We start from the raw sequence: 26,365 nt of genomic DNA, 5'->3' as shown, positions 1-26,365 counted from the left end.
AGCCCCCTAACGTGGGGCAGGAACGGACCGGCGGAGTCAAAACTGCTTCCCCGCCGCGTCCCAAAAAGCGGGATACCCTGCGGTCTTCGGTAGGCTGGCACATGTGACTTTTCCAGTAATAGGTGTAGTTGGCGGCGGCCAGCTCGCGAGAATGATGGCCCCAGCCGCAACTGCGCTCGGCTTTGAACTGCGTGTCCTTGCCGAAGGCGACGACGTCTCCGCCGTCTCGGCGGTGGCCTTATCACCAGTGGGTGATTACAAGGACCTGCAGACCCTTTTGGAGTTCTCCCGGGGCCTGGACGTCATGACCTTCGATCACGAGCACGTCCCCACGGCCCATCTGCGGGCCCTGCAGGAGGCCGGGGTCAACGTCCAGCCCGGCCCCGACGCCTTGGTCCACGCCCAGGACAAACTGGTGATGCGGGCCGCCATTGAGCGGCTGGAGCTTCCCAACCCCGCGTGGGCTTCGGTTGCCGATGTGGCCGGGCTCATCAACTTTGGCGAGGACACGGGATGGCCGGTAGTCCTGAAAACGCCCCGCGGCGGCTATGACGGCAAGGGCGTACGGATCATCTCCTCAGCTGAAGAGGCTGCCGAAACCACAGAATGGTTTGAGGCCATGAGCCCGCTTCTCGCGGAGGCGAAGGTCGACTTCACCCGGGAACTTTCCGCGCTTGTGGCCAGGACCCCCGACGGCGAAGCCCGCGCCTGGCCCGTGGTCCACACCATCCAGGTTGACGGGGTGTGCGACGAAGTCATTGCCCCCGCCCTGGACATCCCGGTGGAGGTTGCCGCGGCCGCCGAGGATGCCGCCCTGCGGATAGCCCATGAACTTGGAGTGACAGGGGTCCTTGCCGTGGAGCTCTTCGAAACTCCTGGTACAGGTGCGGGGTTCCTCATCAATGAACTGGCCATGCGCCCCCACAACACCGGGCACTGGACCCAGGACGGGTCCGTCACCAGCCAGTTTGAACAACACCTCCGTGCGGTCCTGAACCTGCCGCTGGGGGCAACGGACGTCCTGGCTCCGGTAGTGGTGATGAAGAACTTCCTGGGCGGCGAGAACCAGGACCTGTTTTCCGCCTTCCCGCTGGCGCTGGCCAGCGAGCCGGCGGCCAAGGTGCACTGCTACGGCAAATCGGTACGGCCGGGCCGGAAGATCGGCCATGTGAACCTGGTGGGGTCATCCACGGACGAGGTTGACGCCGTCCGGCGCCGTGCAGGAACCGTGGCAGGCATCATCCGCGACGGGCGGGTACCCGCAGAAGAACCCCCGGCAATTTTTGAGGAGAAGGCATGAGCGCCGAAACCAGCCCCGCCCGGGGTTCCGCCGGCAACCCGCTGGTAGGGCTAGTGATGGGTTCGGATTCGGACTGGCCGGTCATGGAGGCTGCCGCTGACGCCCTCGCGGAGTTCGGCATCCCCTTTGAAGCCGACGTTGTGTCCGCCCACCGGATGCCCACTGAGATGATCCGCTACGGCCAGACCGCGCACGAGCGCGGGCTGCGGGTGATTATTGCCGGCGCCGGCGGTGCCGCCCACCTGCCCGGGATGCTGGCCAGCGTCACTCCGCTCCCCGTGATCGGAGTGCCGGTCCCGCTCAAGACGCTGGATGGCATGGACTCGCTGCTCTCCATTGTGCAGATGCCCGCCGGTGTTCCCGTGGCCACCGTTTCCATCGCCGGTGCACGCAATGCCGGCCTCCTGGCGGTCCGGATGCTTGCAGCAGGCACGGACGAGCTCGCGGCGTCGCTGCGCGCCGACCTACTGGAGTTCGCCGCAGACCTGAATGCCGTAGCGTCGCGCAAGGGGGCAAACCTGCGGCAGAAGGTCAGCGAGGTCTTCGCCGAAGGCAACGGCCCGCTCCGGGGCAGCCGTTAGGAAGGCGGCCGTGTCCAGCAGAAAGCTCCCGCCGCCCGCTTCTGACGCGACGCTGACCGATCCGGTCCGCTACCCGGTGAGCGCCTCCTCCCCGGTCAGGACCAAGCGGGGCTTCGTGCTTGTGCTCCTGACTCTTTTGGTGCCGGGCAGCGCTCAGCTCGTCGCGGGCGACCGCAAACTGGGGCGCGCTGCGCTTCGGGTCACGCTGTGCGTCTGGGCGGCCCTGGTGCTGGCCGTGCTCCTGCTGGTGTTCAACCGGCCGCTGCTCATCAACATCGTGACCCACCCGATTGCCTCGCTGGTCATCGTGATCCTGCTGGCGGCACTCGCCGCCGGGTGGGCACTCCTGTTCATCAATACGCTGCGGCTCATCCGCCCGGTCCTGCTGGCACCACCGGCACGGCCCGCCGTCGTGATCTCGCTGGTTGTGGCGATGGTCCTGGGCAGCGGAACCCTGGGTTACACGGCCTACCTGCTCAACGTGGGGCGCAACGCGATCGGCAGCATCTTTTCCGCCGGCCCCGCTATCGACCCCGTGGAGGGCCGCTACAACTTCCTGATGATGGGCGGTGACGCCGGCGACGACCGCACCGGCAGGCGCACCGACAGCCTCTCGGTCCTGAGCGTGGATGCCGAAACCGGCCAAACCGCCATCATCTCCGTGCCCCGGAACCTCCAAAACGCCCAGTTCAGCGAGGACTCCCCCATGCGGGCGATCTACCCTGACGGGTACGACTGCGGTGACGCCTGCCTGATCAACGCCATCAACACCGAAGTAAACAACTCGCACGCCGACCTCTACCCCGGCGTTGCAGATCCCGGGGCGCAGGCCACGCTCGAGGCGGTGTCCGGAACGCTGGGAATCACGGTGCAGGCGTACGTGCTGGTGGATATGGAGGGGTTTTCCAAGCTGATTGACGCCATGGGCGGCATCAGGATCAAGGCCGGCGGCTGGGTGCCCATCAGCGGCGAAACCATTGATGAGGCCAACGGCATCCATGGGATGCCCCTGGGCTGGATCCCCGCCGGGGATCAGACGCTGGATGGCTACCATGCACTCTGGTACGGGCGGTCGCGCGAATTCGTTGATGACTACGCCCGTATCCAGCGCCAGCAGTGTGTTCAGCAGGCGATGCTCAAGCAGTTGGACCCCGCTACCCTGCTGAGCAAGTTCGAGGAAATCGCCAACGCCGGAACAAAGGTGGTGGACTCCAATATCTCCTCCTCGCAGCTGGGAAGCTTTGTGGACCTGGCCATGAAGGCAAAAGGCCAGGAGATCAAACGCCTCACCATCGGCCCGCCGGATTTTGACGCGTCATTCTCCACCGTGCCCGACTTCGACGTCATCCATGAGCGGGTGGACCAGCTCTTGGCTCCCGCTCCGGAAGCCCAGTCCGCCGGGCTGCCGGATGACGCCATGGTGGTGCCGCGCACTGTCGGCGGAGGGCTGCAGGCTGCACCGGCACGTTTGGACACCGCGCTGCCCGTTGCCGGCGGAATCCGGACCCAGCAGTCTCCCCCGGCTGCGGACTTCACTCCTGTGACCACCACTCCTGACGGCGAGCCGATCACCGAAGAGATGCTCAACGAGCTCAAGAGCCAGGGCGAAGAGCAGGCCATCCGGGAACTTGTGGCAACCAACGGCCAGTGCGCCCCGTTGTAGCCGCCGCCACCACATTCACCTACGGAACGGACACCGCCTTGTACGAGATTGAGAACGTCCTCCGGGACTATGCCTGGGGATCGACGACGGCGATCGCCGCCCTGCTGGGGCGTCCAGAGTCGGGCGGCCCGGAAGCCGAGTTGTGGATCGGAGCGCACCCGGACTCACCGTCCCTGGCCCACCTGCCCGAGGACGGCTCCACGGCTCCCCTGGACGCCCTGATCAAAAGGGACCCGGAACATTTCCTGGGTGTGGACTCCGTGGCGCGTTTCGGTCCCCGGCTGCCCTTCCTCACCAAGATCCTGGCGGCTGCCCAGCCGCTGTCCCTCCAGGTGCACCCAAGCCTTGAGCAGGCGAAGGCGGGCTTTGCCCGGGAAAACGCCGAGGGCGTCGCAGCCGATGCCCCCGACAGGAACTACCGGGACGATAACCACAAACCCGAGATGATTTTTGCCCTGACACCGTTTGAGGCGCTGTGTGGTTTCCGGCCGGCCGCCGCCAGCCGGGCAGTCCTGCAGCACGTGGCCGCCGCCTGTGATGCAGGCGGGCGCGGGGTGCCGGCACTGATCACCGCCCTGCTGGCGGATCTTGACGACAAGGATGAACGCGCCGCCCTGCGTACGGCCTTTGAGCGGCTGATCTCCGGCGGCCAGGCCGTGGCTGAGGGTACAGCGCTGGTGGTGGCGGCCTTGCATTCCGGAGCTTCGCTGGCTCCCTTCGACGCCGAATTCTCAACCGCGATCAGCCTCAACGAGAAGTACCCCGGCGATCCCGGCGTGCTGATCTCGCTGCTGCTGAACCGCATCTCCCTTGAGCCCGGTGAGGCGGTCTACCTTCCTGCCGGCAACGTCCACGCCTACCTGCACGGCCTCGGTGTTGAGGTCATGGCGTCCTCCGACAACGTCCTGCGCGGAGGGCTCACCCCCAAGTACGTGGACGTCCCCGAACTGCTGAAAACCATCGACTTCCAGCCCGTGGCAGTGCCGATGCTCGAGGCTGAGCGGACCGTGATGGACCAGGAGCTTTTCCGCCCGCCCTTTGAAGAATTCCAACTGCAGCGCATCGAACTCGCCCCCGGCGCCGGGCCCGTCCCGCTGGCCCAGTCCGGCGCCGCTGTGGTGATCGTGGTTGCCGGAGATGTCTATCTGGACTCGCCCAAGGGCGATCTTCAGCTTTCCCGCGGCGGCAGCGCCTTCCTGGCGGCCGCCGAAGCCCCGGTCAACGTTCACGCGGTGGCAGCCAGCACCGGGCCGGCGCTGGCATTTGCCGTCACCACAGGACTGCAGCATACTGCTGTGCGCAGCTGACCGACAACCCCAAAGGGCGACGGCGGCACCCGCGCGGGTGCCGCCGTCGCCCTTTGTTGTAACAGGAGGCGTCCATGCAGGGTCAGTTGCCCGGGCGCAGCTTCCGAATCAGGGGCCGGACCCGGCCGGCTGCGGTCTTCAGCAGGCGCCGACCTGTCTGGAGCCCCCGGCGGGCCAGCGGCATGGCCTGTGCGTAGGCGGGGTAGAACGGCGACAGCGGCTTTTCCCACGTGCCCAGGAGCATGTTTTCGTGCTTGGCGAACTGCTTCTTGAAGTCGGAGATGCCGTCGTTGAGCAGGCCGTTGAAGTCGTACCGGGAACAGCCATCTTCCCGCATGGCCTGCAGCGCTGCCCATTTCACGCCATAATTCACGCGCTGCTTTTGCCCTTCGGCGGAGACCCCGCCGTACAGCTCAAAGGCGGTGGAGCCGCTCCTTGCGAGCCAGACGAAAGCAAGCATCTCCTCGCCGTCAAACGCGGCAACAATAGGCGAGCCGTCGCCCATGTTTTTGAAGATGTCCCGGTAATACTGGTCTTCGTGGATGCCAAACCCGGCACGATCGGCGGTCTCGTGGTAGATCGCCAAAACCTGCTCAAGCTCGGCGTCATTCTTGACCTTGCGGAACTCCACATCGCTGCGCATCGCCTTGCGGATGTTCGCCCTGGTGGACTTGGACATGTCCGACATCAGTTCGTCGTCAGTGCGGGTGAGGTCCAGGATGAGCGTCCGCGGAATCAGGACGGTGTTGGTGGTTGCCCGGAAGCCGGCCGAGGCGACGGCACCGGCGAAGTCCGAGTCCTGGTCCCAGTCCGGTTCAATGCTCAAGGCAACGCCGCGGTAGCGGACGGCCGCATACTCTGCCAGGTGGCCAAGCACGGCAGGGGCGTTCTCCACCGAACACATCGGACCCCGTGGAATGTAGACCAGGGCGCGGAAGGGGAACGGCAGCCGGCGGATGAGCAGCTGGGCGCAGCCTGCCGTTTTGCCGCCGTCGTTGACCAGCACCCGGTCCACGGACCAGCCGTGCATGGCCTTGGTTTCGCCCCAGCCCCACAGCTGCTGCGGATGTCCCTGGAACTGGTCAACGTGTTCGTCCCAAAGGGCGCGGTCAGTACAGGGCACAACAGCAGGAATCATGGCTTCAACCCTATACCAACGCCTCAGACGGCAGATCCCCGGAGCAGCCGTTCAGGGCTCCGGGGATCTGGCTCAAGCAGGAAGGAAATCAGCTTTTGCGGGCGTACCCTTCCCACTTGCTGGCCTGGTGCTCCCCGTCCACAAAGCGGATGGTGCCGGACTTGGAGCGCATCACGATTGACTGGGTCAGGACCTTGTCCTTGGAGTACCTGACGCCCTTGAGAAGGTCGCCGTCAGTAATACCTGTTGCTGCGAAGTAGCAGTTGTCGCTGGAGACGAGATCGTTGGTGGACAGGACGCGATCCAGGTCGTGGCCGGCGTCGAGCGCCTTCTGCTTCTCGTCATCGCTGGTGGGCCACAGCCGGCCCTGGATAACGCCGCCCAGGGACTTGATGGCGCAGGCAGCAACGATGCCTTCGGGGGTTCCGCCGATGCCCATCAGCGCGTCCACCCCGGTACCGGAGCGGGCAGCAGCGATGGCGCCGGCAACGTCTCCGTCCATGATGAACTTGGTGCGCGCGCCGGCCTCGCGGATTTCCTCCACCAGCGGGCGGTGGCGGTCGCGGTCCAGGATCATGACGTTGAGCTGGTTGACCTTGACGCCCTTGGCCTTGGCAATCAGGTGCAGGTTCTGCTTCACGGGAAGGCGGAGGTCCACCATGTCCGCCGCTTCCGGGCCGGTGACAAGCTTCTCCATGTAAAACACCGCGGAAGGGTCGAACATGGAGCCGCGCTCAGCCACAGCCAGCACGGCCAGGGCGTTGTTGATGCCCAGGGCGGTGAGCCGGGTTCCGTCGATGGGGTCAACCGCCACATCGCACTCCGGGCCGGTACCGTCGCCGACGCGTTCGCCGTTGAACAGCATGGGCGCTTCGTCTTTTTCGCCTTCGCCGATGACCACAACGCCATTGAAGTGGACGGTCTGGAGGAAGGAGCGCATGGCGTCTACGGCAGCACCGTCGGCCGTGTTCTTGTCGCCGAAACCAACCCAGTGCCCGCCGGCGATTGCTGCTGCTTCGGTAACGCGGACTAGCTCGAGGGCAAGGTTGCGGTCCGGCTCATCGTTGCCCACCGCCAGGGACGGGGAGATCGTGGAGTACTTCTGGGTCATGGACGCTTGTGACACGTGAACCTCTTCTTCGAGTGGCGATCATTGAACCCGCCGGCCGGAACAGCCGGGCGGTGATTCCTCTGATACCGATCATAGTCGCGGCACCGCTTTCCGGCGGCGGGATGACGCCACCGCGCAATGTACGCGAAGGTGACGTTCATTGGCGGGCCTGCTCCGCCCGGGCCGGGTGTGAGTTGCACACCGGAATGGGCGACTATAGAGGGGTGAAAGAATCGCAGGAAAAGACCACCCCTTCCCCCGCACCAGCAGGATCCGGAAGCAACAGCGGGCCGGGCGGGGCTCACGGACAGGGCCCGGTTAAGCCTGTTATTCCGGCGGCAGCAGCCAAGCGGGCCAACGCTTCGGTGATCGGCATGATCATTGCCCTGGTGGTGAGCATTGCGGCCTTCCTGCCCATCGTCCTGATGAACCCCTCCCCCAAGAGCGACGGCTACCGCCCGAACGTCGATGTCAGTGCAGCGGCCCGGAACGCCACAGACGTGGCAGGATTCACACCGGCGGCGCCCGATACCGGCAACTCCTTCCGGGCCAACTACGCCCGGTGGGAAGCCGGCACGGCCAGCGGTGTGCCGGCCTGGGAGGTGGGTTACATTACGCCCAAGGAGTCCTTCATCGGACTGGTCCAGACCCGTGCCGCCAACCCCACCTGGCTCCTTCAGGAGACCGGGAACGCCCCGGTCACCGGTTCCCGGAACGCAGGCGGCCAGCAATGGCAGCTGCGGGACACGGGAAAGGGCGAAAAGTCGATGGTGCTTGAGTACCGCGGGACCACCGTCATCCTCGCCGGGGCTGCCCAACTGGACGAATTCGCCACCCTGGCAGACGCCGTCGTGAAGTCCATGGAAAGCAGCCCCGCCGTCACAGTTTCACCATCGGCGGCTACTGCACCGTAACGTAGTCGCGTGGCTACTTACCTGACTCCTGCACTTGCCTGGCGCCGTCTGCGCGAAGGAAACGAACGTTTTGTCAGCGGCGAGACGTCGCACCCCAACCAGGACGCCTCGCGCAGGTCCTCCCTGGTGGAAAACCAGCACCCCTTCGCCGTGATTTTCGGTTGTTCCGACTCACGGCTGGCCGCCGAGATTATTTTCGACGTCGGACTGGGCGATGTTTTTGTGGTGCGCACCGCAGGGCAAGTCATCGACGACGCCGTCCTGGGATCTCTGGAGTACAGCGTCGGTGTCCTCGGGGTGCCGCTGATCGCTGTCCTCGGGCATGACAGCTGCGGCGCCGTCAGCGCAACCAAGGCAGCCGTGGACACCGGAGAGATGCCGCCGGGCTTCATCCGCGACCTGGTGGAGCGCATCACCCCTTCGGTGCTGACCTCCATCCGCCAGGACAAGCATGAGGTCAACGACATGGTGGTGGAGCACGTCAAGCAGACGGCCCAGCGACTGGCGGACAGCTCCCGTGTGATTTCCGACGCAATTGAAAGCGGACGCACTGCCGTCATTGGCCTTTCCTACAGCCTGGCGGAGGGGCGCGCCAACGTGGTTTCGGGGATCGGCGAGCTCTAGAGACCGGCGCGGGAGGCCGCCCGTAGCATGCTCTTCACGGTTTTCGATGGGGCGCCGGATCGCCCTAAGCTAGCCCCATGACTTCCACTGAAGAGTTCCGCATTGAACATGACACGATGGGCGAAGTCCGCGTCCCCGTGAACGCACTGTACCGCGCGCAGACGCAGCGGGCAGTGGAGAACTTCCCCATTTCCGGCAAGACACTGGAACGCGCCCACATCGAAGCGCTGGCCCGGGTCAAGAAGGCTGCGGCCCAGGCCAACGCTGAACTGGGTGTGCTCGACGGCGAGCTTGCCAAGGCCATTGCTGACGCGGCAGATGAGGTGGCCGCCGGCAAGTACGACGGCGACTTCCCCATCGACGTCTTCCAAACCGGCTCCGGCACGTCCTCGAACATGAACACCAACGAGGTCATCGCCGAACTTGCTTCGCGGGCCTTGAAGGCTGCCGGCAGCGAGAAGGTTGTCCACCCGAACGACCACGTCAACGCCTCCCAGTCGTCCAACGACGTCTTCCCCACGTCGGTGCACGTTGCTGCCACATCAGCCCTGATCAACGACCTCATCCCGGCCCTCGGCTACCTGGCCGAATCCCTGGAGCGCAAGGCCGTGGAGTTCAAGGACGTGGTCAAGTCCGGCCGCACCCACCTCATGGACGCGACGCCGGTAACGCTCGGCCAGGAATTTGGCGGTTACGCAGCGCAGGTCCGCTACGGCATCGAGCGCATCAACGCCTCACTCCCCCGCGTCGCCGAAGTTCCCCTGGGCGGCACCGCTGTGGGCACGGGCATCAACACCCCGGCCGGCTTCCCGGAGCGCGTTATCGAACTCCTGGCCACGGACACCGGGCTTCCCCTGACCGAAGCCCGTGACCACTTCGAAGCGCAGGCCAACCGCGACGGCCTCATCGAGGCGTCCAGCCAGCTGCGCAATATCGCGATCTCGTTCATGAAGATCAACAACGACCTCCGCTGGATGGGCTCCGGTCCCAACACCGGCCTCGGCGAGATCGCCATTCCGGACCTGCAGCCCGGGTCATCGATCATGCCCGGCAAGGTCAACCCGGTCATCTGTGAGGCGTCCATCATGGTGGCCGCGCAGGTCATCGGCAATGACACCGCCATTGCCTGGTCCGGAACCAACGGCGCCTTCGAGCTGAACGTCGGCATCCCCGTGATGGCCGCGAACCTGCTGGAGTCTGTGCGCCTGCTGGCCAACACCAGCCGCGTGATGGCGGACAAAATGATCGACGGCATCACCGCCAACGTGGAGCGCGCCCGTTTCCTCGCTGAGGCTTCGCCGTCCATCGTGACCCCGCTGAACAAGTACATCGGCTATGAAAACGCCGCAAAGATCGCAAAGAAGGCAGTGGCCGAGGGGCTTACCATCCGTGAGACCGTCGTCGCCATGGGCTTCCTGGAGCGCGGCGAGGTCACCGAAGAACAGCTGGACACGGCACTGGACGTCATGTCCATGACGCGCCCGCCGCACAAGGCATAACACTTCCCAGCACGACGGCGGCCGCTCACCTTCCAGCGAAGGTGGGCGGCCGCCGTCGTTCTGCAGGAAGGATTGAGCCTGAGCTACTCTGGGGCACCTGAAGCAAAGGGGAGCCCCATGGGCAGGCCCCTGTTCGACTGGTTGTCCAGCGGTGAGGTGCCGTTGGACGACAGCGGCGAGTTGAAGGTGTCACAGACTTCCTATGACTACACCAGGCCGTACTGGGACCAGATTGGAGCGACCATCGTCGGGCGCCACGTCTTCGACATGACGGACGGCTGGGACGGGAAGCCTCCGGGCGGGGTCGACCACGTGGTGGTCGTAACGCACCGGCCGGAGCCTGAGGGCTGGAACCCCGAAACACCGTTTCACTTCGTCGACGGCGTGGAGGCAGCCGTGACCAAGGCGCAGGAGCTTGCGGGTGACCGCCTGGTGGAGGTTGCTGCTGGCGACGTCGGTGGCCAGGTGTTTGCCGCGGGCCTGGTCGACGAGGTGCGCATGGACGTCGTGCCCGTCGTGTTTGGGTCCGGCAAGCGCTACTTCGGGTCGGTTTACACCCAGCAACTGTTGGAGGATCCTGACGTGGTGATCCAGGGCAACCGGGTGCTTCACCTGCGCTGCCGGGTGCGCCGTTGACCGACCTGGGAGGGTACGGGTGTCCGGAGCGGGGGTCAGGGTTCGAAGTGGGCGGCGTCGGCCGGCGCCAGGGCGCGGTGGATGCTGGTGAGGTGACCGGGCATCAGCTCAGGGAGTTCGTCGAGGGCGAACCAGCCGACGGCCAGTGATTCGTTGTCGTTAACCCTGGCATCGCCGGAGACATAGCGGCAGCGGAATATGACGTCCAGGAACTCGCAGACGTCGCCGTTGGGATACGTAAACGGACCTACTGCCCCCACGGAGACAACGCGTTCCGGTTCAGCCACTACCGCCGTTTCCTCGAAAATTTCCCGCACCAGGCCGCGCGCCGGCTGCTCCCCTGGCTCAAGCATTCCGCTGACCAGCGCCCATTGCCTGTTGTCGGCCCTCTGGGCGAGCAGCACCCTTCCCGCGTCATCAAGCACCACACCGCGGACCCCGGGAACCCAGAGCGGATCGTTGCCGATTTTCTTGCGGAGTTTCAGGACATAGTCAGGGGCAGGCATTCCGCCAGCTACCGAACTGGCTGCCACGGCCGGATATCCGGGATCAGGCAGGCAGCAGCATTGCAGCCGCTGCCCCGGCGAGCATGAACGGGCCGAACGGGATGGATGATTTCAGTGTCCCCCTGCGGGCGGCCAGGAGCGCGATGGACCACAGGCCGCCCAGGAGGAAGGCCAGGAAGGTGCCGGCAAAGAGGTGTCCCCACCCAAGATAGCCGAGGTAGATCCCCAGCACACCTGCGAGTTTTACGTCCCCAAAGCCCATGCCCGGCGGGTACGCAAACCGCAGTATGAAGTAGAAGAGCCACAGGATCGCGGCCCCTGCCACCACGCGCAGCGCCGGCACAGCCAGCAGGCCGGGGATGGCACCGTCATGACGCTGCAGGGCGCCGGGAACGGCGCCGGCAATGACTGCGGCAGTAAGGAGCAATAGGCCGGCCACGGCATAGGACGGAAATACGATCCGGTTGGGCAGGAGGTGATGCCGGACGTCGATTACGGTGAGACGTACGGCCATCACGGCGAAGTAGGCGCAGGCCGCAAGCACCAGCCAGAAGGCCGGCGGGGAATGCTGCCAGAGTTCGCCCAGTCGTTGGATCACCCTCGGATGCTACTGGAATCCCGCTCGACGACCCACCGCCCGCGCGTAAACTGTGGATATGTCGACGTGGGGCTCCCGGCACCGGTTGAACCCGGAAAGCGATCCAGCCGCTGCCGATCCGGCGCTGTTCCGCAACCTTTGCAGGTCCTCCCCCTGGAAATGGCAGTCCCTGCGTTTCGAGTACTGGGACGAGCCCTTCAGCACTGCCCCCAGCCCGGCAACACCCCTAGTCCGTGCGTGGTTGCGACGCCCCGGCGCCCTGCGCCTTGAGACCGCCGATGGTCGTGTCCTGCACAGCACAACGGGGATCAACGATTCCAAGGACGGCCTCTACGTCAGTGCCACGCGTACATCGTGGCTGCTCCCCCCGCACCTGGTAACCCCCGTCTACGACGGCCATGGCCTGGTGCGGCGGCGGCCTGAGGCGGCCTATGGCGAGCCCGGGTTCGGCAACGGGCGGTTCTCCGCGGCCCTCGACCCGGTGGAACTGGCTGGAAACGCCCCCGTGCCCCTGGAGTTTCCCAGCAGCAACACGGTGGACATCCAGGAGGTCCGGCAGCAGGAGCACGAGGGACGCCCTGTTCTTGAAGCAGTTGTGGCGCCCACAACTGCCTACCGTCCCCTGCATCCGTCAGCGCCGCTGTGCCTGCCCGGCAGATCCCGGATCCGCGTGGACCTCGGCACCGGCGTGTGCGTGGCCAGCCAGTCACTGGAAGCGGGAACTAAAGAGTACGGCCACTGGCTCCGCATCATCGCCGTGGATGAGTACATGCTGGACGACCTGTTCCTGGCCCAGTCAATGAGCCTGACCGACGTCCGGCAGCACATCCCCTGGTATGTCCCGGCCTGACGTTGGCACACCGCAACGATGCCCGTCCGCTAGGCTTCGCAAATGACTTCACTGATCGACGTGTGGCCACTTTTCGGTCTTCGGCTCGCCACGCCCCGGCTGGAACTCCGCCTCATCCAGGACCAGGACATCCCGGCAGCTGTTGCTGCCGCCCAAAGCGGGATCCACGAGGCCGGCAAAAGCCCGTTCAGCACTCCCTGGACGGAGCTCCCGGCAGGCGAACTGGGACCAAACATGGCCCGCTGGTACTGGCACTGCCGCGCCGAGTGCTCCCCGGAGGCCTGGACCCTGCTCCTGGGCATCTGGTACGAGGGCAACTTGATCGGTTGCCAGGATGTGGGAGCCAAGGATTTCGTCAAGCTCAGGACCGTCACCACCGGGTCCTGGCTTCGGCAGTCCGCGCAGGGCCGCGGCCTGGGCAAGGAGATGCGCGCCGCCGTCGCCCTGTATGCGTTCGACTGGCTGGGCGCAGAAGTAGCCGAGTCAGAAGCAGCCGGCTGGAACAAAGCCTCGCTCGGCGTCTCCCGCTCCCTGGGCTACGAACTGAATGGCACCACCAGGAATGCCTGGGGCACCAAAGTCGAAACAGTCCAGCACGTCCGCCTCACCCCCGAAACCTTCAAGAGGCCGGACTGGGAGCTGCAGGTTGAGGGCCACCAAGCAGCAGCGGACTTCCTGAAGGTGACCTGACCACGAGGCGGGTTACGGTCCTTTGCGTAGGAGCGCATCGCCGACCAGCGATGCGCAGGTCGCCCAGCGACCGCAGCGGCGCGCCGGGAGGTGTCTAAGCGACGGCAAAGGGCCGTGGCCCGCCGAACGGAACCACGGCCCTTCAAGCGCACTCCGGCTTAGCCTTCGAGCAGTTCCGTCACCAGGGCTGCGATCGGTGAACGTTCTGAGCGGGTCAGGGTGATGTGGCCGAAGAGCGGGTGTCCTTTCAATGTTTCGACGACGGCGGCAATTCCGTCGTGGCGCCCGACGCGGAGGTTGTCGCGCTGGGCGACGTCGTGCGTGAGGACGATCTTCGAGTTCTGGCCGATGCGGCTCATGACCGTCAGCAGGACGTTCTTTTCCAGCGACTGGGCCTCATCAACGATGACGAAGGCGTCGTGCAGGGAGCGTCCGCGGATGTGGGTGAGGGGCATGACTTCGAGCATGCCGCGGTCCATGACCTCTTCCACCACTTCCTGGCTTACCAGTGCCCCGAGGGTGTCGAAGACTGCCTGTGCCCAGGGATTCATCTTCTCGGACTCGGACCCGGGGAGGTAGCCCAGTTCCTGTCCACCCACTGCGTAGAGGGGCCGGAACACTATCACTTTGCGGTGCTCACGACGCTCCAGGACCGCTTCAAGGCCCGCGCACAAGGCCAGGGCCGACTTGCCCGTGCCCGCCCGGCCGCCGATGGAGACGATGCCGACGGCGGGATCCATCAGCATGTCAATGGCGAGCCGTTGTTCCGCGGACCGCCCATGCAGGCCGAACACATCGCGGTCACCCCTGACCAGGCGGACCTGCTTGTCCGGCCCCACCCGGCCCAGCGCGGACCCGCGGTTGGAAAGCAGGACCAGTCCGGTGTTCACCGGCATTTCCGCCGCTGCCGGAATGAACACAGGTTCGTGCCCGTACAGGGCAGTGATCTCCTGCTCGCCGGCTTCCACTTCGGCGACACCCGTCCAGCCGGAGTCTTTGACCAGCTCGTTGCGGTATTCGTCGGCCGTCAGCCCCATGGCGGACGCCTTGACCCGCATGGGAAGGTCCTTCGACACCACGGTGACGTCCCGTCCCTCGTTGGCGAGGTTCTTGGCGACGGCGAGGATGCGGCTGTCATTGTCGCCGCTTCGGAACCCCAGCGGCAGCACCTCGGCGGAGATGTGGTTCAGTTCCACCATGAGGCTGCCGCCGTCGTCGCCGATGGGAATGGATTTGCTGAGGCCGCCGTGTTTGACCCGGAGGTCATCGAGGAGCCGGAGCGCTTTCCGCGCGAAGTAGCCAAGCTCGGGGTCGTGCCGCTTGGCCTCGAGTTCGGTGATGACCACCACCGGCACAATGACCTCATGTTCCGCGAAGCGCAGCAGCGCACGGGGGTCGGACAGCAGGACGGAGGTGTCGATCACGAACGTGTGGATGGCGGCTTTCCTTCCGGAGACAGCAAAACCGGCCGCAGCATCTTTTGCTCTGCCGGTCTCTGGATTGGCTCGCACGGCGCGAGAGGCAGCTTTCTGTCCCTGGTCCGAAGGGACCGCGGGCAGTTGTTCAGAAGTAGCCACATCGACTCCAGCCCCGGGCACATGCCCGGAATTGTTAGTGGTGAGGCGGCTCGGCCACGAGGCCGGGTCCGGCCTCCCATACAACCGGTGCGATGTATCGCTCCATGTACTGGCCTCCCCGATCAGCCGGCGGTTTGCCTGCTGATGGATATAACGTAAATCCATCGGAAGTAATTTCCGCAACCATTACACGGCGATTCCTGTTGCCGCCGCGTGAACTGTCGGTGAACCCGGACGGTCAGGAGCCGAAGCGCCGCTGCCGGCCGGCGTAGTCCCGGAGGGCGCGCAGGAAATCCACTTTGCGGAAGGCCGGCCACAGGGCCTCACAGAAGTAGAACTCGCTGTAAGCGCTCTGCCACATCAGGAACCCGGAGAGCCGCTGTTCGCCGGAGGTGCGGATTACCAGGTCCGGATCCGGCTGGCCCCGGGTGTAGAGGAACCGGGAGATGTCGTCCACGCAAAGATCATCCGCGAGCTTGCCGATGTCCGTGCCCTTGGCGACGGCATCGTGCAGGAGTTCACGGACGGCGTCCACGATTTCCCGCCGCCCACCGTAACCCACCGCCACGTTGACGTGGATTTTTTCGCGGACCGGCGTCCGCGCCGTGAGCTTGTTGAGCCGCTCCGCAAGGTAGTCCGGCAGCAGCTCGGGCGCGCCCATGGCGTGCACCGAGATGTTGGCGTCCTCGTCCAGCCGGTCCAGGGTGTTGGCAATGATGCCCATGAGGAGGTCGAGTTCTTCACTGGACCTGTTCATGTTGTCCGTGGAGAGCATGTACAGCGTGACTACCTTGACGCCGAGTTCCTGGCACCAGCCAAGGAATTCATGGATTTTGTCCGCTCCGGCCTGGTGGCCCTGGCTGGTGGGCGCGTTGAACTGCTTCGCCCAGCGCCGGTTGCCGTCCACCATGACGCCGATATGGCGGGGAATGCGGTCGCGCGCGAGATCCCTGAGCAGCCGTCGCTCATAAAAGCCGTAGAGGAACCCGGGCAACTCCACGCGGTCTCTCACCTGACTTCCTTGCTGTACGTTCAGCTTGCACATCCTAGGCTACCGTCAGCCGCGGATGGTGAAGCTCCTCCCCGCCCGGGGCTCAGGCCAATACGCTGTTACTGGGCAGTAACTTACTGGCCCGTAAGTTATTCTGGAGCCATGAACAGCGACACCCCGGACGCTTTCCGGACCCCGCAGCCCCAGGACAAACCCGGAGCGGAAACCGGCGCGGGAACGAGCGCCGATACGGGTGCCATGGACGATGCGGCCGTGCGCCTTGCCGAGCTCCTGATGATCAAGCCGAAGTGGCGCGGCTGGATCCACACGGTGACTGCACCACTGGCACTTGCGGCGGGGATGGTCCTGGTGCTGCTGGCTCCGACGGTCGACCGGAAGCTGACTTCGGCCATCTACGCGGCCACCGGCGTTCTGCTGTTCGGCGTCAGTGCTGTGTACCACCGTGGCAACTGGTCCCCGCGGGTGAAGATGGTACTCAAGCGGCTGGACCACACAAACATCATGCTGGTCATCGCCGGCACCTACACCCCGCTGGCGTGGACCCTCCTGGAACGGCCCCAGGCGGTCCTGCTGCTGTGGGTCATCTGGTCAGGCGCCATCCTGGGCGTGCTGTTCCGGCTGCTGTGGACTGAGGCGCCCCGCTGGCTCTACGTTCCGATCTACATCGCGCTGGGCTGCGGTGCGCTCTTCTACCTCCCGCAGTTCTTCCAGGCCAGCGCCCCCGCCGCCGTCCTCATCTGCGCGGGCGGCGTCCTCTACATCACCGGCGCCGTCTTCTACGCCATGAAGAAGCCCAACTTCAGCTACCACCACTTTGGCTTCCACGAGCTCTTCCACGCCTTGACCGTGGTGGCCTTCGCTGCGCACTTCACAGCCATAGCCCTGGCGGTGCTGAGCTAGGAAGCGGGCAGCCCCTGCTGCCTCTAGTGCCGGCGTTTTCCCGGGTCGGCTTCCGCTCCGCCGTCGGTCGGGCCCGGGTAAGACCTCCCTGCAGCAGGACCTGCCACCCCCGGGCCTGCCTCTGCGGCTTCGGCCGCTTCAACGTCAGCGGCCGCTGCTGCGGCAATGCGCTCCTCCTCCACCTGGGCCCGGTAGCGGACCCGCCTGATCCGGCGGACCATGTCCACAATCAGCAAAGCAGTGGCCACCACAAAAAACGCCGTCATGATAAATCCCAGCAGACCCGGTGTGACCTGGTCCTCGGAGATCCCCTCACGCAGGGAAGGTGTGGGCAGGGGCGAGGGGGTGGTAGCCAGGCTGAGGAGCAGACGTTGCACGTTGAATACCTTCTGTGGAGCGGTGTCAGCAGGCAGCAGATACGGCGGCCCGAGTCCGGGCACCTCTTCTACGCGGCATAGAAATTGCCTGCCGGTTCTATCTTAGCCCTGCGAAGAGGTCCTTCTCGGGGAGCTCTGAGGGCACCCTGGACTTGATCAGCGAGTAGTCCTCCCAAGGCCACGCCCGGCGCTGCATTTCAGGGGATACGGCAAAGAAGAACCCCAACGGGTCCACCTGCGTGCGGTGGGCCCGCAACGCGTCGTCGCGCACTTCAAAAAAGTCCCCGCAGTCAATCTGCGTGGTGGTGGGGTGGGGTGCCGGCGGTGGGGTGTGGCCCTCGGCGTCCGACTCCAGCCACGCGGCGAGCCGCTCGGCGTAAGGGGACTGCAGTCCCGCTTCCTCCAGGGCGAAGTGCAGGGCACGGAACCGCTCCGGGCTGAAAGCCCGGTCGTAGTACAGCTTGCCCGGTTCCCAGGGCTCGCCGGCTTCCGGATAACGCGCTGGATCACCGGCAGCCTCGAAGGCCTCAACGGCAACCCGGTGGGCCATGATGTGGTCTGGATGCGGATATCCGCCATTTTCGTCATAGCTGAGGATGACGTGTGGCTTGAAGGAGCGCACCAGCCGGACCAGCGGGGCGGCTGCCTGATGAAGCGGCAGGGTGGCGAAGGACCCGGCCGGCAGCGGCGGAAGGGGTTCCCCTTCGGGCAGGCCCGAATCCACGAAGCCCAGCCACTGCTGCTTGATGCCCAAAATCCGGGCAGCGCTTTCCATTTCCAGGCGCCGGGCGCCGGCCATGTCCCGTTTGGGATGGGGCTCACCTTCCACTGCCGGGTTCTGGATGTCCCCCCGTGAACCGTCCGTGCAGGTGGCAACCATAACGTCCACCCCCGACGCTGCGTACATGGCCATGGTCGCGGCACCCTTGCTGGACTCGTCGTCGGGGTGGGCATGGACGGCGAGCAGCCGGAGCGGCGCGTGGGAGTTGCTGGACGCTGTCATTGAAAGGACGGCTCCTTATTCTTACTTGCGGCTTGATCGCTGCTGAACGGTTCACTGTACGGGCGGGCGCTTGGGATCCTGTTGCCCCGGTTGGCCGGGAAAGCTCCGGCGGAAGGGGCACTAAACTGGTCTGGTGACTTCTCCGGAACAGTCGGCCCATTCCGAGCCCGCGAACACTAGCCTAGCCAATCGTTATGGTGCTAAGAAGCGGCGGCTCTCCCCTGTCGCCAAGCGCATTGGCGGAGGCGTTGCACTGGCCGCCGGCATCGGTTTTATGGCCTGGGTTTCCACGTCGAATTCCTTGAATGACATCAGCTTCAAGGACATCGGCTACGTCACCACGGACGCCACGCTCGCCGAAGTGGACTTCCAGGTGACCCGGGAACACGGGATATCCGTGAAGTGCGCCGTCAAGGCCCTGGATTCGAAATACGCCGTGGTGGGGTGGAAGGTCGTGGACATTCCTCCCTCGGAACCTGATGGAACAGCCGACGGCGGACGTACAGTTTCGCAGCGGGTGCCGGTCAGGACTGAGTCACTGTCCGTGTCCGGCGTGGTGGACAGCTGCTGGATTCCCGGGGAGTCCGGCGCGAAGATGTGATGCGCGCCGCTTGCTCGTTGGGTTAAATCCACTGGGTTGACTACAATGGAGCAATACCTTTACCCCGCTGAGCTGGTTGCTGTTCCACAAGTGGCCACCGTGGCGGGGTCTTTTGCATGTAGGACCATTAGAGGAGAAGTCCGTGTCTACCACCAACAGCGCAGCTGCAGCCTGGCTTACCCGGGAAGCTTTTGACCGCCTGAAGGCAGAGCTGGACCACCTTTCCGGCGCTGGCCGGGCGGAGATCGTCCAGAAGATCGAGGCAGCCCGGCAAGAGGGTGACCTCAAGGAAAACGGCGGCTACCACGCGGCAAAGGAAGAGCAGGGCAAGATCGAGGCCCGCATCCGCCAGCTCACCGCCCTGCTTCGGGACGCCCACGTCGGCGAGGCCCCGGCCGACGACGGAATTGTGGAGCCCGGAATGATTGTTGTGGCCAGGATTGCCGGGGACGAAGAGACCTTCCTCCTCGGCTCCCGGGAAATCGCAGGCGATTCCGATCTTGATGTGTTCAGCGAGAAGTCGCCGCTGGGTGCGGCCATCCTGGGCCACAAGGAAGGCGACAGCCTGAGCTATACAGCACCTAACGGCAAGGACATCAAAGTCGAGATCCTTTCGGCCAAGCCATACGCCGCGTAGTCGTCAGCCTGACATGAATGCTGGCCGCCCCAAACGGGCGGCCAGCATTTTGTTTTAAGGCCCCGGCTTCAAGCCCGGCTGCCTGCTGATCCTTTGCGCGGTCTTAGCAGCAGGGCGGCCACCACCCCGCCGGCAGCACCGCCAAGGTGGGCCTGCCAGGAGACGTATCCCGCAACGAAGGGCAGCAGTCCCAACAGGATGCTGCCGTAGCCCATGAACAGGACAACGGCAAGCAGGATCTGCCGCCAGCTGTGGTTGAAGAACCCACGAACCAGCAGGAAGGCGAACAGTCCGAATACCAGGCCGGATGCCCCCACGGTGATGCCGCCGTTCCCGATCAGCCAGACCGTGACCCCGGACCCGAGCCAACTGAAGGCCAGTGCTGTCAGGAAGACCCGGAGCCCGGAAAGAAACACCAGGAAGCCGAAAATGATCAGCGGCAGGCTGTTGGACAGCAGGTGGTTCAGGTTGGCATGCAGGAGCGGGAACGTGAAGATGTCCAGCAGCCCGTCCGCGCTCCGTGGGCGCAGGCCGAACGTCCGGTTAAGCGAGCGCAGCATCAGAGCGTTGAACAGTTCGATGGCGAACAACAAGGCAACGAAGCCGCCGAGCACCAGCAAGCCGCCTTTTGCCCGGGCGGCAATGGTCTGCCGTTCCCCATAGCCTCCGCTGCCCATCAGTCCGGCCATGTTTCTCCTAATGCACCACGATGGGCTGGAAACCCTCGGCGCGGAGTGCGCTGAGGACCTGCTCCCCGTGCTGGTGGCCCTTAGTTTCCAGGTTCACGGTGATCGAGACGTCACCCATGCTGATGGACCCGCCCACCCGCGTGTGGTCCAGACCTGTGACGTTGGCGTCGTTCTCGGCAATGATCCGGGCAATGGTTGCAAGGGAACCCGGACGGTCGTCCAGCATCATGCGGACGGTCATGTAGCGCCCCGCAGCGGAGAGGCCACGCTGGATGACTTTGAGCATCAGCATCGGGTCGATGTTGCCGCCGGAGAGGACCACGGCGGTAGTCCCCGGATTTTCGATCTTGCCGTCCATGAGGGCAGCCACACCCACAGCGCCGGCAGGCTCAACCACCATCTTTGCCCGCTCCAGCAGGAAAATCAGCGCCCGTGCCAGGGAATCTTCGCTGACCGTGACGACGTCATCCACGAGCTCGCGGATGATGCTGAAGGGAAGCTGCCCCGGGCGGCCCACGGCAATGCCGTCGGCCATGGTGGACACCTTCTTCAACGGCACGAGCGCATCAGCAGCTAATGAGGGCGGGTACGCCGCGGCGTTCTCCGCCTGCACGCCGATGATGCGGATCTCCCGGCCCAGTTCCCTGGCCCGGGCTTTGATGGCGACGGCGACACCCGCCAGGAGTCCGCCGCCCCCAACGCCCATGAGGACGGTGTCAACGTTGGGCACCTGTTCCAGGATTTCGAGCCCCAGCGTGCCTTGGCCCGCGACGACGTCCACATTGTCGAACGGGTGGACGAAGACGGTGCCGGTCTCGTCGCTGTACCGCTGTGCTTCTGCGAGCGCTTCGTCGACGTTGTGCCCGTGCAGGATGACTTCTGCCCCGTGTCCGCGGGTGGCAGCGAGTTTGGGCAGTGCCACGCCCAGCGGCATGTAGATCCTGGCTTTGATGCCCAGGCTCTTGGCAGCTACGGCGACACCCTGGGCGTGGTTGCCTGCGGAGGCAGCCACAACGCCCCGCTGTTTTTCTTCCCCGGACAAACGAGCCATGCGCACGTAGGCGCCGCGGACCTTGAACGACCCTGCCCGCTGCAGGTTTTCGCACTTGAGGTAGACATCGCCGCCAATAATGGCGCCCAGTGCCCGGGATGATTCCACCGGCGTCCGCGCAATAATCCCATCGAGCAACTTCTGCGCCTCCAGGACATCGTCCAGCGTGACGGGAAGGGTTTCAAGGATGTTCACGGACTAATCTCCTCTGGATTTCGGTCCCGGCGCCGCGTCCTTGGGACGGGCGTCAGGTTGTTCTGCTTCGGTGCTGGCTGCGGCGTCCTTGCCGCCCTTAAGGGCGTCCGGCGGGTCAACACGCGTAATGGTGTTGTCCGGGCCGGCGCCGGCAGTCACCAGGCTTTCAGGCGTTGCCAGCACCTGTTCATGTTCCCACGTTCTGGCTGCTATGTAGCGAACGGCAGAATTTGCGACGGCGAGGACCGGCACTGAGAACAGCGCGCCAGGAATTCCTGCGAGGTAGGAGCCGGCCGCTACGGACAGGATCACAGCTACTGGATGCAAGGCAACGGCCTTGCCCATCACCAGGGGCTGGAGGATGTGGCTTTCCAGTTGCTGCACCAGCAGCACTATGCCGAGCATGATCAGGGCGTTGATGGGGCCGTTGGCGACCAAAGCCAGCAGTACTGCGATGGCGCCGGTAACCAGTGCACCCACGATGGGGATAAACGAACCGATGAACACCAGCACACTCAGGGGCAGGGCAAGGGGGACGCCGATGATGGCCGCACCCACGCCGATGCCCACTGCATCGACAAAGGCGACGAACATCTGGATGCGCGCATAGCTCACCATTGACGTCCAGCCCTTCCGCCCCGCACCGAAGGTCGCCGCCCGCGCCTTCCGCGGCAGCAGCCGGACGAGGAAGGCCCAGATCCGGTCGCCTTCGAGCAGGAAAAAGATGAGGACGAAGAGAGCGAGCACCAGTCCGGCCGCGAAATGCCCGGCGGTACTGCCAAAGGACAGGGCACCGCTGAGGATGCTGCTGGTGTTGTCCTGGAGAGCGGTACTGGCTTCCTGCAGGTACTTGTCGATCTGGTCGGCCGTCAGGTGGAGGGGTCCTTCGGACAACCAGTTCTGGATCTGCCTGATGCCGGTCAGCGCTTCGGACCAAAGCTCACCGAAGCCGGCAACGAGCTGCCTGCCCACCAGCGCCAGTGATCCGCCGATCAGGCCGAGGAAACCAACCACAGTGATGGCCACGGCAGCGCCGGCGGGCACTTTGCTCAGTTTCAGCCAGCTCACAACCGGGCTCAGGAGCCCGGCCAGGAGAGCGGCCACCATCACCGGGATGATGAGGAAACTGATCCCCCGCAGCAGCCATACCAGCACACCACCGACAAGGAGGATGAGCCCCACACGCCACGCCCAGGACGCGGCGATGCGCACCCCATAGGGAATGTCCTGGTCCAGTTCGCGGTCCGTGAGGACCCGCAGTGGCGTAGTTCCGGTTGCCGGTGCAGCAAGTGGTTGCCGCAGCGGGGTTTGAGGGTCGGGCGAAACGGGATCCTCGGCTGGCGTCATAGCCTAATAATTCACCAGCCGCGGGCTAATGGGAAACTTAGCCGCCGGCGGCCGGGCGGTAGTCGATGCCCCAGGACATAGTGAAGGATTCGCCCGGCTGAACCCAACGGAGGCCGTCGCCGGAGTTAAAGGCGTTGGCCGGACCGGTCATCGGTTCAACTGCCACCGCCCGCCTGCGCCCCGGGTACTGGGTGCTGACATAGATGTGGACGTACTGGCAGGACTCGTCCTGCCAGAGGCTCACCTCACGGCCATCGGGCGCCGCCAGGACATGCCGGGCCTTGCCGTCCTCGAAGCGCAGTCCGGTAAGGGCAACGTCCACGCTGAGCGGCGCAATGCGCCGGCCGTCCCGGAAATCGGTCTCGCCCTGGACGGGAGCGCTGCTGCGCGGAATGAGGCGCTCGTCGGCCAGCAGTTGCGTGTCAGCGGAGACGGTCAGCACCAACTCCTCGATATCGGCGTCCCCCAGACGCAGGTACGGGTGTGCCCCCAGGACGAACGGCGCAGGTGCCTTGGCATCATTAGCCAGGGTCTGGCGGACCACCAGGCCGAGATCCTCGGTGAGAAAGTACTGCACACGGTGCCGCGCCAGGAACGGATAACCATGCTGGGGAAAAATGGTGGCTTCAAGGGTTACCGAATGCTCGGCCTCGTCAACCAGTGCATAGGAGGCGTTGCGAAGGAGGCCGTGGCTGGCGTTGTGGCGGGCCACTTCCGTGATGGCCAGCTGCTGCTTTTTGCCGTCAAGGAACCATTGCCCGTCTTCCACCCGGTTGGCCCAGGGAGCCAGCGTAATCCCGCATCCCCCGGGCGGGATCTCATCGTCGCCGTAAGACTCCGTGAGCTGGACCCCCGCCCTGCTGAACAGGCGAAGCCCGGCGGCCAGTTCGGTAACCACTGCGAGGGCGTCTCCCCGCCGGAGTTCATACTGCCGGCCGGTGGCATATGCCCGGTAGCCTGAAGCGGCACTGGTTTCGAGGGGTGATTCGGTAGTCATGTGCAATACCGTACAGCTCGTCCGTTGCTCCCGCACCCGCGAGAAATGTTCTGTTTTGTTTGCTTCTATTCTTTTTTGAGCGTCCTATGACAGAATGAAACCAGTTGCAGCTACGCCATAAGGACGGGATCCATGACGGGAATCACCAGCACCAGGCTCTCCGATGGGAGGGAGCTGATCTACTTTGACGACGCGCACGCTCCCAAAGCGCGGACCGCGGACACCATCATGGACCACCGCGGTCTGCCTCCGCGGGGCGAGCCGGGCGAGGTCCGTTTCGATGCGCTCACCGGCGAATGGGTCGCGATTGCCGCCCACCGACAAAGCCGGACCCATTTGCCGCCCGCGGACCAGTGCCCGATTTGCCCCACAACCGCCGGCAATCCTTCGGAGATACCGGCTGACGACTACGACGTCGTGGTGTTTGAAAACCGTTTTCCATCGTTGGGCCCGGCTCTGGGGGCGGTCCCGGCGGAAGGGGCCTGGGGAACAACGGGACCGGCTTACGGCCGCTGCGAAGTGGTGGCGTTCACCCCGGCCCATGCCGGGTCCTTCAGCGGCCTGAGCGAAGCGCGCTCCCGCACTGTCATTGAGGCATGGGCGCAGCGCACTGAAGCCCTGAGCACGCTTCCCGGAATCAGACAGGTTTTCCCCTTCGAAAACCGGGGCGCCGACATCGGTGTAACCCTCCACCATCCCCACGGCCAAATTTATGCTTACCCGTTTGTCACTCCGCGCGCGGGTGTCCTGGGAGCCGCTGCCCGCAGGTTCTATGATGCGGCGGACGGCCGAAAGACCCTCACGGGCTCGCTGCTGCGCTCCGAACGCGAGGACGGCAGCCGGATGGTCGTGGAAGGAGAGAACTTCAGCGCCTACGTTCCCTTCGCTGCCCGCTGGCCGCTTGAAATCCATCTGGTTCCCCACCGCCAGGTGCCCGACCTGGCGGCGCTGAGCGGGGAGGAAAGGGATGAACTGGCCCACGTCTACCTTGACCTGCTCAAACGGCTGGACGCGCTGTACCCCACACCCACTCCCTACATTTCCGCGTGGCATCAGGCCCCGCTGGACTCACTGTTGCGTCCCGCCAGCTATCTTCACCTCCAGCTGACCTCGCCGCGGCGCGCCGCCGACAAGCTGAAGTTCCTCGCCGGTTCTGAGGCTGCCATGGGCGCCTTCATCAATGACACCACCCCGGAAAGCGTGGCCGAGCGCCTTCGCGGCGTTACTGTTCCAGCTTCACCACCCTCCCCCGCTGCCTTCCAGGCTGCCCTGCCCGAAGGAGCGTCCGCTTGAGCGCCGCATCTGACCCCTTGTCCACTCCGGAAGCCGCCGGAGCCGGGGAGCTGGCCGCCCGTTTCGGCCGGGAGTTCGGCGGGGTTCCCGACGGCGTCTGGCAGGCGCCGGGACGCGTGAACCTGATCGGGGAGCATACGGACTACAACGAGGGGTTTGTCCTGCCCTTCGCGATTGACCGGACCGCCCGCGTGGCGGTCGCGGTCCGCCGCGACAGTTCCGTGCGTCTGTTGTCCACCTACGGCGACCAGGGCGTGGTGACCACCTCGCTGGATGCCCTGCAGCCCGGTTCGGCCAAGGGCTGGACCAAGTATCCGCTGGGCGTCATGTGGGCGCTTCGCCAGCGGGGCATCGATGTGCCCGGCGTTGACCTGCTGCTGGACTCAAATGTCCCGCTCGGCGCCGGACTGTCCTCCTCCCACGCGATCGAATGCGCCGTCATCTCTGCCCTGAACGACCTGACGGGGGCAGGGCTGCAGGCGGAGGACATGGTCCTGGCCACCCAGCGGGCCGAGAACGACTTCGTTGGGGCGCCCACCGGGATCATGGACCAGTCCGCCTCGTTGCGCGGGTCGAAGGGCCACGCCGTCTTCCTGGACTGCAGGGACCAGACCGTCAGCCTGGTTCCGTTCGAGACGGAACCGGCGGACCTGGTCATGCTGGTCATCGACACCAAGGTGTCGCATTCGCACGCCGACGGCGGATACGCCTCGCGCCGTGCGTCCTGCGAGCTGGGCGCCGAGGCCCTCGGCGTCAAGGCGTTGCGCGACGTGCAGGTGGGCAGACTCGAGGAAGCAGCGGGACTTATGGACGAAGTGACGTTCCGCCGGGTGCGCCACGTGGTCACCGAGAATGACCGTGTCCTCCAGACTGTGGACCTCCTTTCGGACCAGGGGCCGGCGGCCATCGGATCCCTCCTGGACGCAAGCCACGCTTCAATGCGCGACGACTTCGAAATCTCCTGCCCCGAACTGGACCTGGCGGTAGAGGCCTCCCGCGCCAATGGGGCCCTTGGCGCCCGGATGACCGGCGGCGGGTTCGGCGGCGCTGCCATTGCCCTGACTCCGGCGGGGGCGGAACAAAAGGTGCGCGACGCCGTGGTCAAAGCCTTCGCTGGCGCCGGTTTCGCTGTGCCGGACATCTTCACGGTGACCCCGGCAGACGGCGCCCTGCGGATCGCTTAAACCTCGTACAAACAGTTGGGGGCCCCACCTTTCGGTAGGGCCCCCAACTGGTTTCGGGCTAATGCACCGGATCAAGCGGCAGATT

26 protein-coding genes and 1 pseudogene are annotated in these 26,365 nt (G+C 65.1%); 15 read left to right on the top strand and 12 right to left on the bottom strand.

All coding sequences use genetic code 11. The features are described from left to right. Positions 1-103: 103 nt before the first annotated feature. The 4 genes from AC5RT4_RS01150 to manA are packed head-to-tail and all read left to right on the top strand — an operon-like array spanning position 104 to position 4,851. A complete protein-coding gene (locus tag AC5RT4_RS01150; RefSeq protein WP_494104622.1) occupies positions 104-1,300 on the top strand; it encodes a 5-(carboxyamino)imidazole ribonucleotide synthase in 1,197 nt (398 codons plus the stop codon). After that, positions 1,297-1,881: a 5-(carboxyamino)imidazole ribonucleotide mutase gene (gene purE / locus AC5RT4_RS01145; protein WP_494041035.1), complete on the top strand. Its 585-nt coding sequence runs from the start codon at positions 1,297-1,299 to the stop codon at positions 1,879-1,881. Before AC5RT4_RS01150 ends, purE begins: the two co-directional genes overlap by 4 nt. 10 nt (positions 1,882-1,891) lie before the next feature. Continuing rightward, a complete protein-coding gene (locus AC5RT4_RS01140; protein WP_494104621.1) occupies positions 1,892-3,544 on the top strand; it encodes an LCP family protein in 1,653 nt (550 codons plus the stop codon). A 38-nt stretch (positions 3,545-3,582) separates the two neighbouring features. Then, complete coding sequence (manA, locus tag AC5RT4_RS01135) at positions 3,583-4,851, top strand: mannose-6-phosphate isomerase, class I (protein WP_494104733.1); 1,269 nt, start codon at positions 3,583-3,585, stop codon at positions 4,849-4,851. Between the two features lie 82 nt (positions 4,852-4,933). On the opposite strand, the gene AC5RT4_RS01130 is transcribed toward manA, so the two are convergent. After that, complete coding sequence (locus AC5RT4_RS01130; RefSeq protein WP_494104620.1) at positions 4,934-5,989, bottom strand: lipid II:glycine glycyltransferase FemX; 1,056 nt, start codon at positions 5,987-5,989, stop codon at positions 4,934-4,936. Between the two features lie 88 nt (positions 5,990-6,077). Beyond that, positions 6,078-7,100, bottom strand: coding sequence for a class II fructose-bisphosphatase (gene glpX, locus AC5RT4_RS01125; RefSeq protein ID WP_494041339.1), 1,023 nt, complete (start codon positions 7,098-7,100; stop codon positions 6,078-6,080). Positions 7,101-7,306: 206 nt separating this feature from the next. On the opposite strand from glpX, the gene AC5RT4_RS01120 reads away from it, so the two are divergent. The 4 genes and pseudogenes from AC5RT4_RS01120 to AC5RT4_RS01105 form a co-directional block, all read left to right on the top strand. Then, positions 7,307-8,014: a DUF4245 domain-containing protein gene (locus tag AC5RT4_RS01120; protein WP_494104619.1), complete on the top strand. Its 708-nt coding sequence runs from the start codon at positions 7,307-7,309 to the stop codon at positions 8,012-8,014. A 9-nt stretch (positions 8,015-8,023) separates the two neighbouring features. After that, entirely contained in the window at positions 8,024-8,638 is a 615-nt protein-coding gene (locus tag AC5RT4_RS01115; protein WP_494041039.1) for a carbonic anhydrase, read from the top strand. A gap of 77 nt (positions 8,639-8,715) precedes the next feature. Then, on the top strand, positions 8,716-10,137 hold the full coding sequence (locus AC5RT4_RS01110; protein WP_494041040.1) for a class II fumarate hydratase: 1,422 nt from the start codon (positions 8,716-8,718) through the stop codon (positions 10,135-10,137). Between the two features lie 126 nt (positions 10,138-10,263). Continuing rightward, a pseudogene (locus AC5RT4_RS01105) lies at positions 10,264-10,773 on the top strand (dihydrofolate reductase family protein); the annotation flags it as partial. A 35-nt stretch (positions 10,774-10,808) separates the two neighbouring features. On the opposite strand, the gene AC5RT4_RS01100 reads toward AC5RT4_RS01105, so the two are convergent. Together AC5RT4_RS01100 and AC5RT4_RS01095 are read right to left on the bottom strand one after the other, a co-directional pair. Beyond that, the gene (locus AC5RT4_RS01100; protein WP_494041041.1) at positions 10,809-11,279 is read right to left on the bottom strand and encodes an NUDIX hydrolase; all 471 of its coding nucleotides are present in this window, start codon (positions 11,277-11,279) and stop codon (positions 10,809-10,811) included. Positions 11,280-11,322: 43 nt separating this feature from the next. Continuing rightward, positions 11,323-11,877 carry a prepilin peptidase gene (locus AC5RT4_RS01095; RefSeq protein ID WP_494104618.1) on the bottom strand — a complete coding sequence of 185 codons (555 nt, stop codon included), beginning with the start codon at positions 11,875-11,877 and terminating at the stop codon, positions 11,323-11,325. A 58-nt stretch (positions 11,878-11,935) separates the two neighbouring features. On the opposite strand from AC5RT4_RS01095, the gene AC5RT4_RS01090 reads away from it, so the two are divergent. Continuing rightward, a complete protein-coding gene (locus AC5RT4_RS01090; RefSeq protein WP_494104617.1) occupies positions 11,936-12,727 on the top strand; it encodes a hypothetical protein in 792 nt (263 codons plus the stop codon). A 42-nt stretch (positions 12,728-12,769) separates the two neighbouring features. Next, on the top strand, positions 12,770-13,417 hold the full coding sequence (locus tag AC5RT4_RS01085) for a GNAT family N-acetyltransferase (protein WP_494104616.1): 648 nt from the start codon (positions 12,770-12,772) through the stop codon (positions 13,415-13,417). A gap of 158 nt (positions 13,418-13,575) precedes the next feature. Here the strand turns inward: AC5RT4_RS01085 and phoH2 are convergent, their stop codons facing one another. Further along, positions 13,576-14,994 carry an RNA 5'-3' helicase PhoH2 gene (gene phoH2, locus AC5RT4_RS01080; RefSeq protein WP_494104615.1) on the bottom strand — a complete coding sequence of 473 codons (1,419 nt, stop codon included), beginning with the start codon at positions 14,992-14,994 and terminating at the stop codon, positions 13,576-13,578. 238 nt (positions 14,995-15,232) lie between these two features. After that, entirely contained in the window at positions 15,233-15,994 is a 762-nt protein-coding gene (locus AC5RT4_RS01075) for an isoprenyl transferase (RefSeq protein ID WP_494104732.1), read from the bottom strand. Between the two features lie 153 nt (positions 15,995-16,147). Between AC5RT4_RS01075 and trhA the strand changes: the two genes are divergently transcribed. Beyond that, complete coding sequence (gene trhA / locus AC5RT4_RS01070; RefSeq protein ID WP_494104614.1) at positions 16,148-16,906, top strand: PAQR family membrane homeostasis protein TrhA; 759 nt, start codon at positions 16,148-16,150, stop codon at positions 16,904-16,906. A 23-nt stretch (positions 16,907-16,929) separates the two neighbouring features. Here the strand turns inward: trhA and AC5RT4_RS01065 are convergent, their stop codons facing one another. Beyond that, positions 16,930-17,283 (bottom strand): hypothetical protein, encoded by a 354-nt coding sequence (locus AC5RT4_RS01065; RefSeq protein WP_494104613.1) that lies wholly within the window; start codon positions 17,281-17,283, stop codon positions 16,930-16,932. A gap of 97 nt (positions 17,284-17,380) precedes the next feature. After that, positions 17,381-18,286, bottom strand: a complete 906-nt coding sequence (gene mca / locus AC5RT4_RS01060; protein ID WP_494041048.1) for a mycothiol conjugate amidase Mca — start codon at positions 18,284-18,286, stop codon at positions 17,381-17,383. Positions 18,287-18,419: 133 nt separating this feature from the next. On the opposite strand from mca, the gene AC5RT4_RS01055 reads away from it, so the two are divergent. Further along, positions 18,420-18,887, top strand: a complete 468-nt coding sequence (locus AC5RT4_RS01055) for a DUF4307 domain-containing protein (RefSeq protein ID WP_494104612.1) — start codon at positions 18,420-18,422, stop codon at positions 18,885-18,887. A 142-nt stretch (positions 18,888-19,029) separates the two neighbouring features. After that, entirely contained in the window at positions 19,030-19,524 is a 495-nt protein-coding gene (gene greA / locus AC5RT4_RS01050) for a transcription elongation factor GreA (RefSeq protein WP_494041050.1), read from the top strand. A 68-nt stretch (positions 19,525-19,592) separates the two neighbouring features. Here the strand turns inward: greA and AC5RT4_RS01045 are convergent, their stop codons facing one another. From AC5RT4_RS01045 to AC5RT4_RS01030, 4 genes are read right to left on the bottom strand one after another with little or no spacing between them, the layout of a single operon-like run. Then, positions 19,593-20,213, bottom strand: a complete 621-nt coding sequence (locus tag AC5RT4_RS01045; RefSeq protein ID WP_494041051.1) for a rhomboid family intramembrane serine protease — start codon at positions 20,211-20,213, stop codon at positions 19,593-19,595. Positions 20,214-20,220: 7 nt separating this feature from the next. Then, positions 20,221-21,459, bottom strand: a complete 1,239-nt coding sequence (gene ilvA / locus AC5RT4_RS01040) for a threonine ammonia-lyase (protein ID WP_494104611.1) — start codon at positions 21,457-21,459, stop codon at positions 20,221-20,223. Positions 21,460-21,462: 3 nt separating this feature from the next. Beyond that, positions 21,463-22,806, bottom strand: a complete 1,344-nt coding sequence (locus AC5RT4_RS01035; RefSeq protein WP_494041053.1) for an AI-2E family transporter — start codon at positions 22,804-22,806, stop codon at positions 21,463-21,465. A 37-nt stretch (positions 22,807-22,843) separates the two neighbouring features. Further along, complete coding sequence (locus tag AC5RT4_RS01030) at positions 22,844-23,803, bottom strand: aldose 1-epimerase family protein (protein WP_494104610.1); 960 nt, start codon at positions 23,801-23,803, stop codon at positions 22,844-22,846. A gap of 132 nt (positions 23,804-23,935) precedes the next feature. Between AC5RT4_RS01030 and galT the strand changes: the two genes are divergently transcribed. After that, positions 23,936-25,096 (top strand): galactose-1-phosphate uridylyltransferase, encoded by a 1,161-nt coding sequence (gene galT, locus AC5RT4_RS01025; protein ID WP_494104609.1) that lies wholly within the window; start codon positions 23,936-23,938, stop codon positions 25,094-25,096. Continuing rightward, on the top strand, positions 25,093-26,280 hold the full coding sequence (gene galK / locus AC5RT4_RS01020) for a galactokinase (RefSeq protein ID WP_494041056.1): 1,188 nt from the start codon (positions 25,093-25,095) through the stop codon (positions 26,278-26,280). The genes galT and galK overlap by 4 nt, the downstream gene beginning before the upstream one ends. Positions 26,281-26,365 lie beyond the last annotated feature (85 nt).

The organism is Arthrobacter sp. sptzw42 (assembly GCF_059089685.1).
The sequence above is the reverse complement of the archived record's forward strand: the minus strand, read 5'-3'. Positions and strand labels throughout refer to the sequence as shown.

Coding starts and splice junctions, on each gene's coding strand:
- AC5RT4_RS01100 (WP_494041041.1), bottom strand. CDS start 11,279: ATGCCTGCCCCTGACTATGTCCTGAAACTCCGCAAGAAAATCGGCAAC.
- AC5RT4_RS01090 (WP_494104617.1), top strand. CDS start 11,936: ATGTCGACGTGGGGCTCCCGGCACCGGTTGAACCCGGAAAGCGATCCA.
- AC5RT4_RS01120 (WP_494104619.1), top strand. CDS start 7,307: ATGGGCGACTATAGAGGGGTGAAAGAATCGCAGGAAAAGACCACCCCT.
- AC5RT4_RS01085 (WP_494104616.1), top strand. CDS start 12,770: ATGACTTCACTGATCGACGTGTGGCCACTTTTCGGTCTTCGGCTCGCC.
- AC5RT4_RS01035 (WP_494041053.1), bottom strand. CDS start 22,806: ATGACGCCAGCCGAGGATCCCGTTTCGCCCGACCCTCAAACCCCGCTG.
- AC5RT4_RS01045 (WP_494041051.1), bottom strand. CDS start 20,213: ATGGCCGGACTGATGGGCAGCGGAGGCTATGGGGAACGGCAGACCATT.
- galT (WP_494104609.1), top strand. CDS start 23,936: ATGACGGGAATCACCAGCACCAGGCTCTCCGATGGGAGGGAGCTGATC.
- AC5RT4_RS01130 (WP_494104620.1), bottom strand. CDS start 5,989: ATGATTCCTGCTGTTGTGCCCTGTACTGACCGCGCCCTTTGGGACGAA.
- purE (WP_494041035.1), top strand. CDS start 1,297: ATGAGCGCCGAAACCAGCCCCGCCCGGGGTTCCGCCGGCAACCCGCTG.
- AC5RT4_RS01110 (WP_494041040.1), top strand. CDS start 8,716: ATGACTTCCACTGAAGAGTTCCGCATTGAACATGACACGATGGGCGAA.
- AC5RT4_RS01030 (WP_494104610.1), bottom strand. CDS start 23,803: ATGACTACCGAATCACCCCTCGAAACCAGTGCCGCTTCAGGCTACCGG.
- trhA (WP_494104614.1), top strand. CDS start 16,148: ATGAACAGCGACACCCCGGACGCTTTCCGGACCCCGCAGCCCCAGGAC.
- glpX (WP_494041339.1), bottom strand. CDS start 7,100: ATGACCCAGAAGTACTCCACGATCTCCCCGTCCCTGGCGGTGGGCAAC.
- mca (WP_494041048.1), bottom strand. CDS start 18,286: ATGACAGCGTCCAGCAACTCCCACGCGCCGCTCCGGCTGCTCGCCGTC.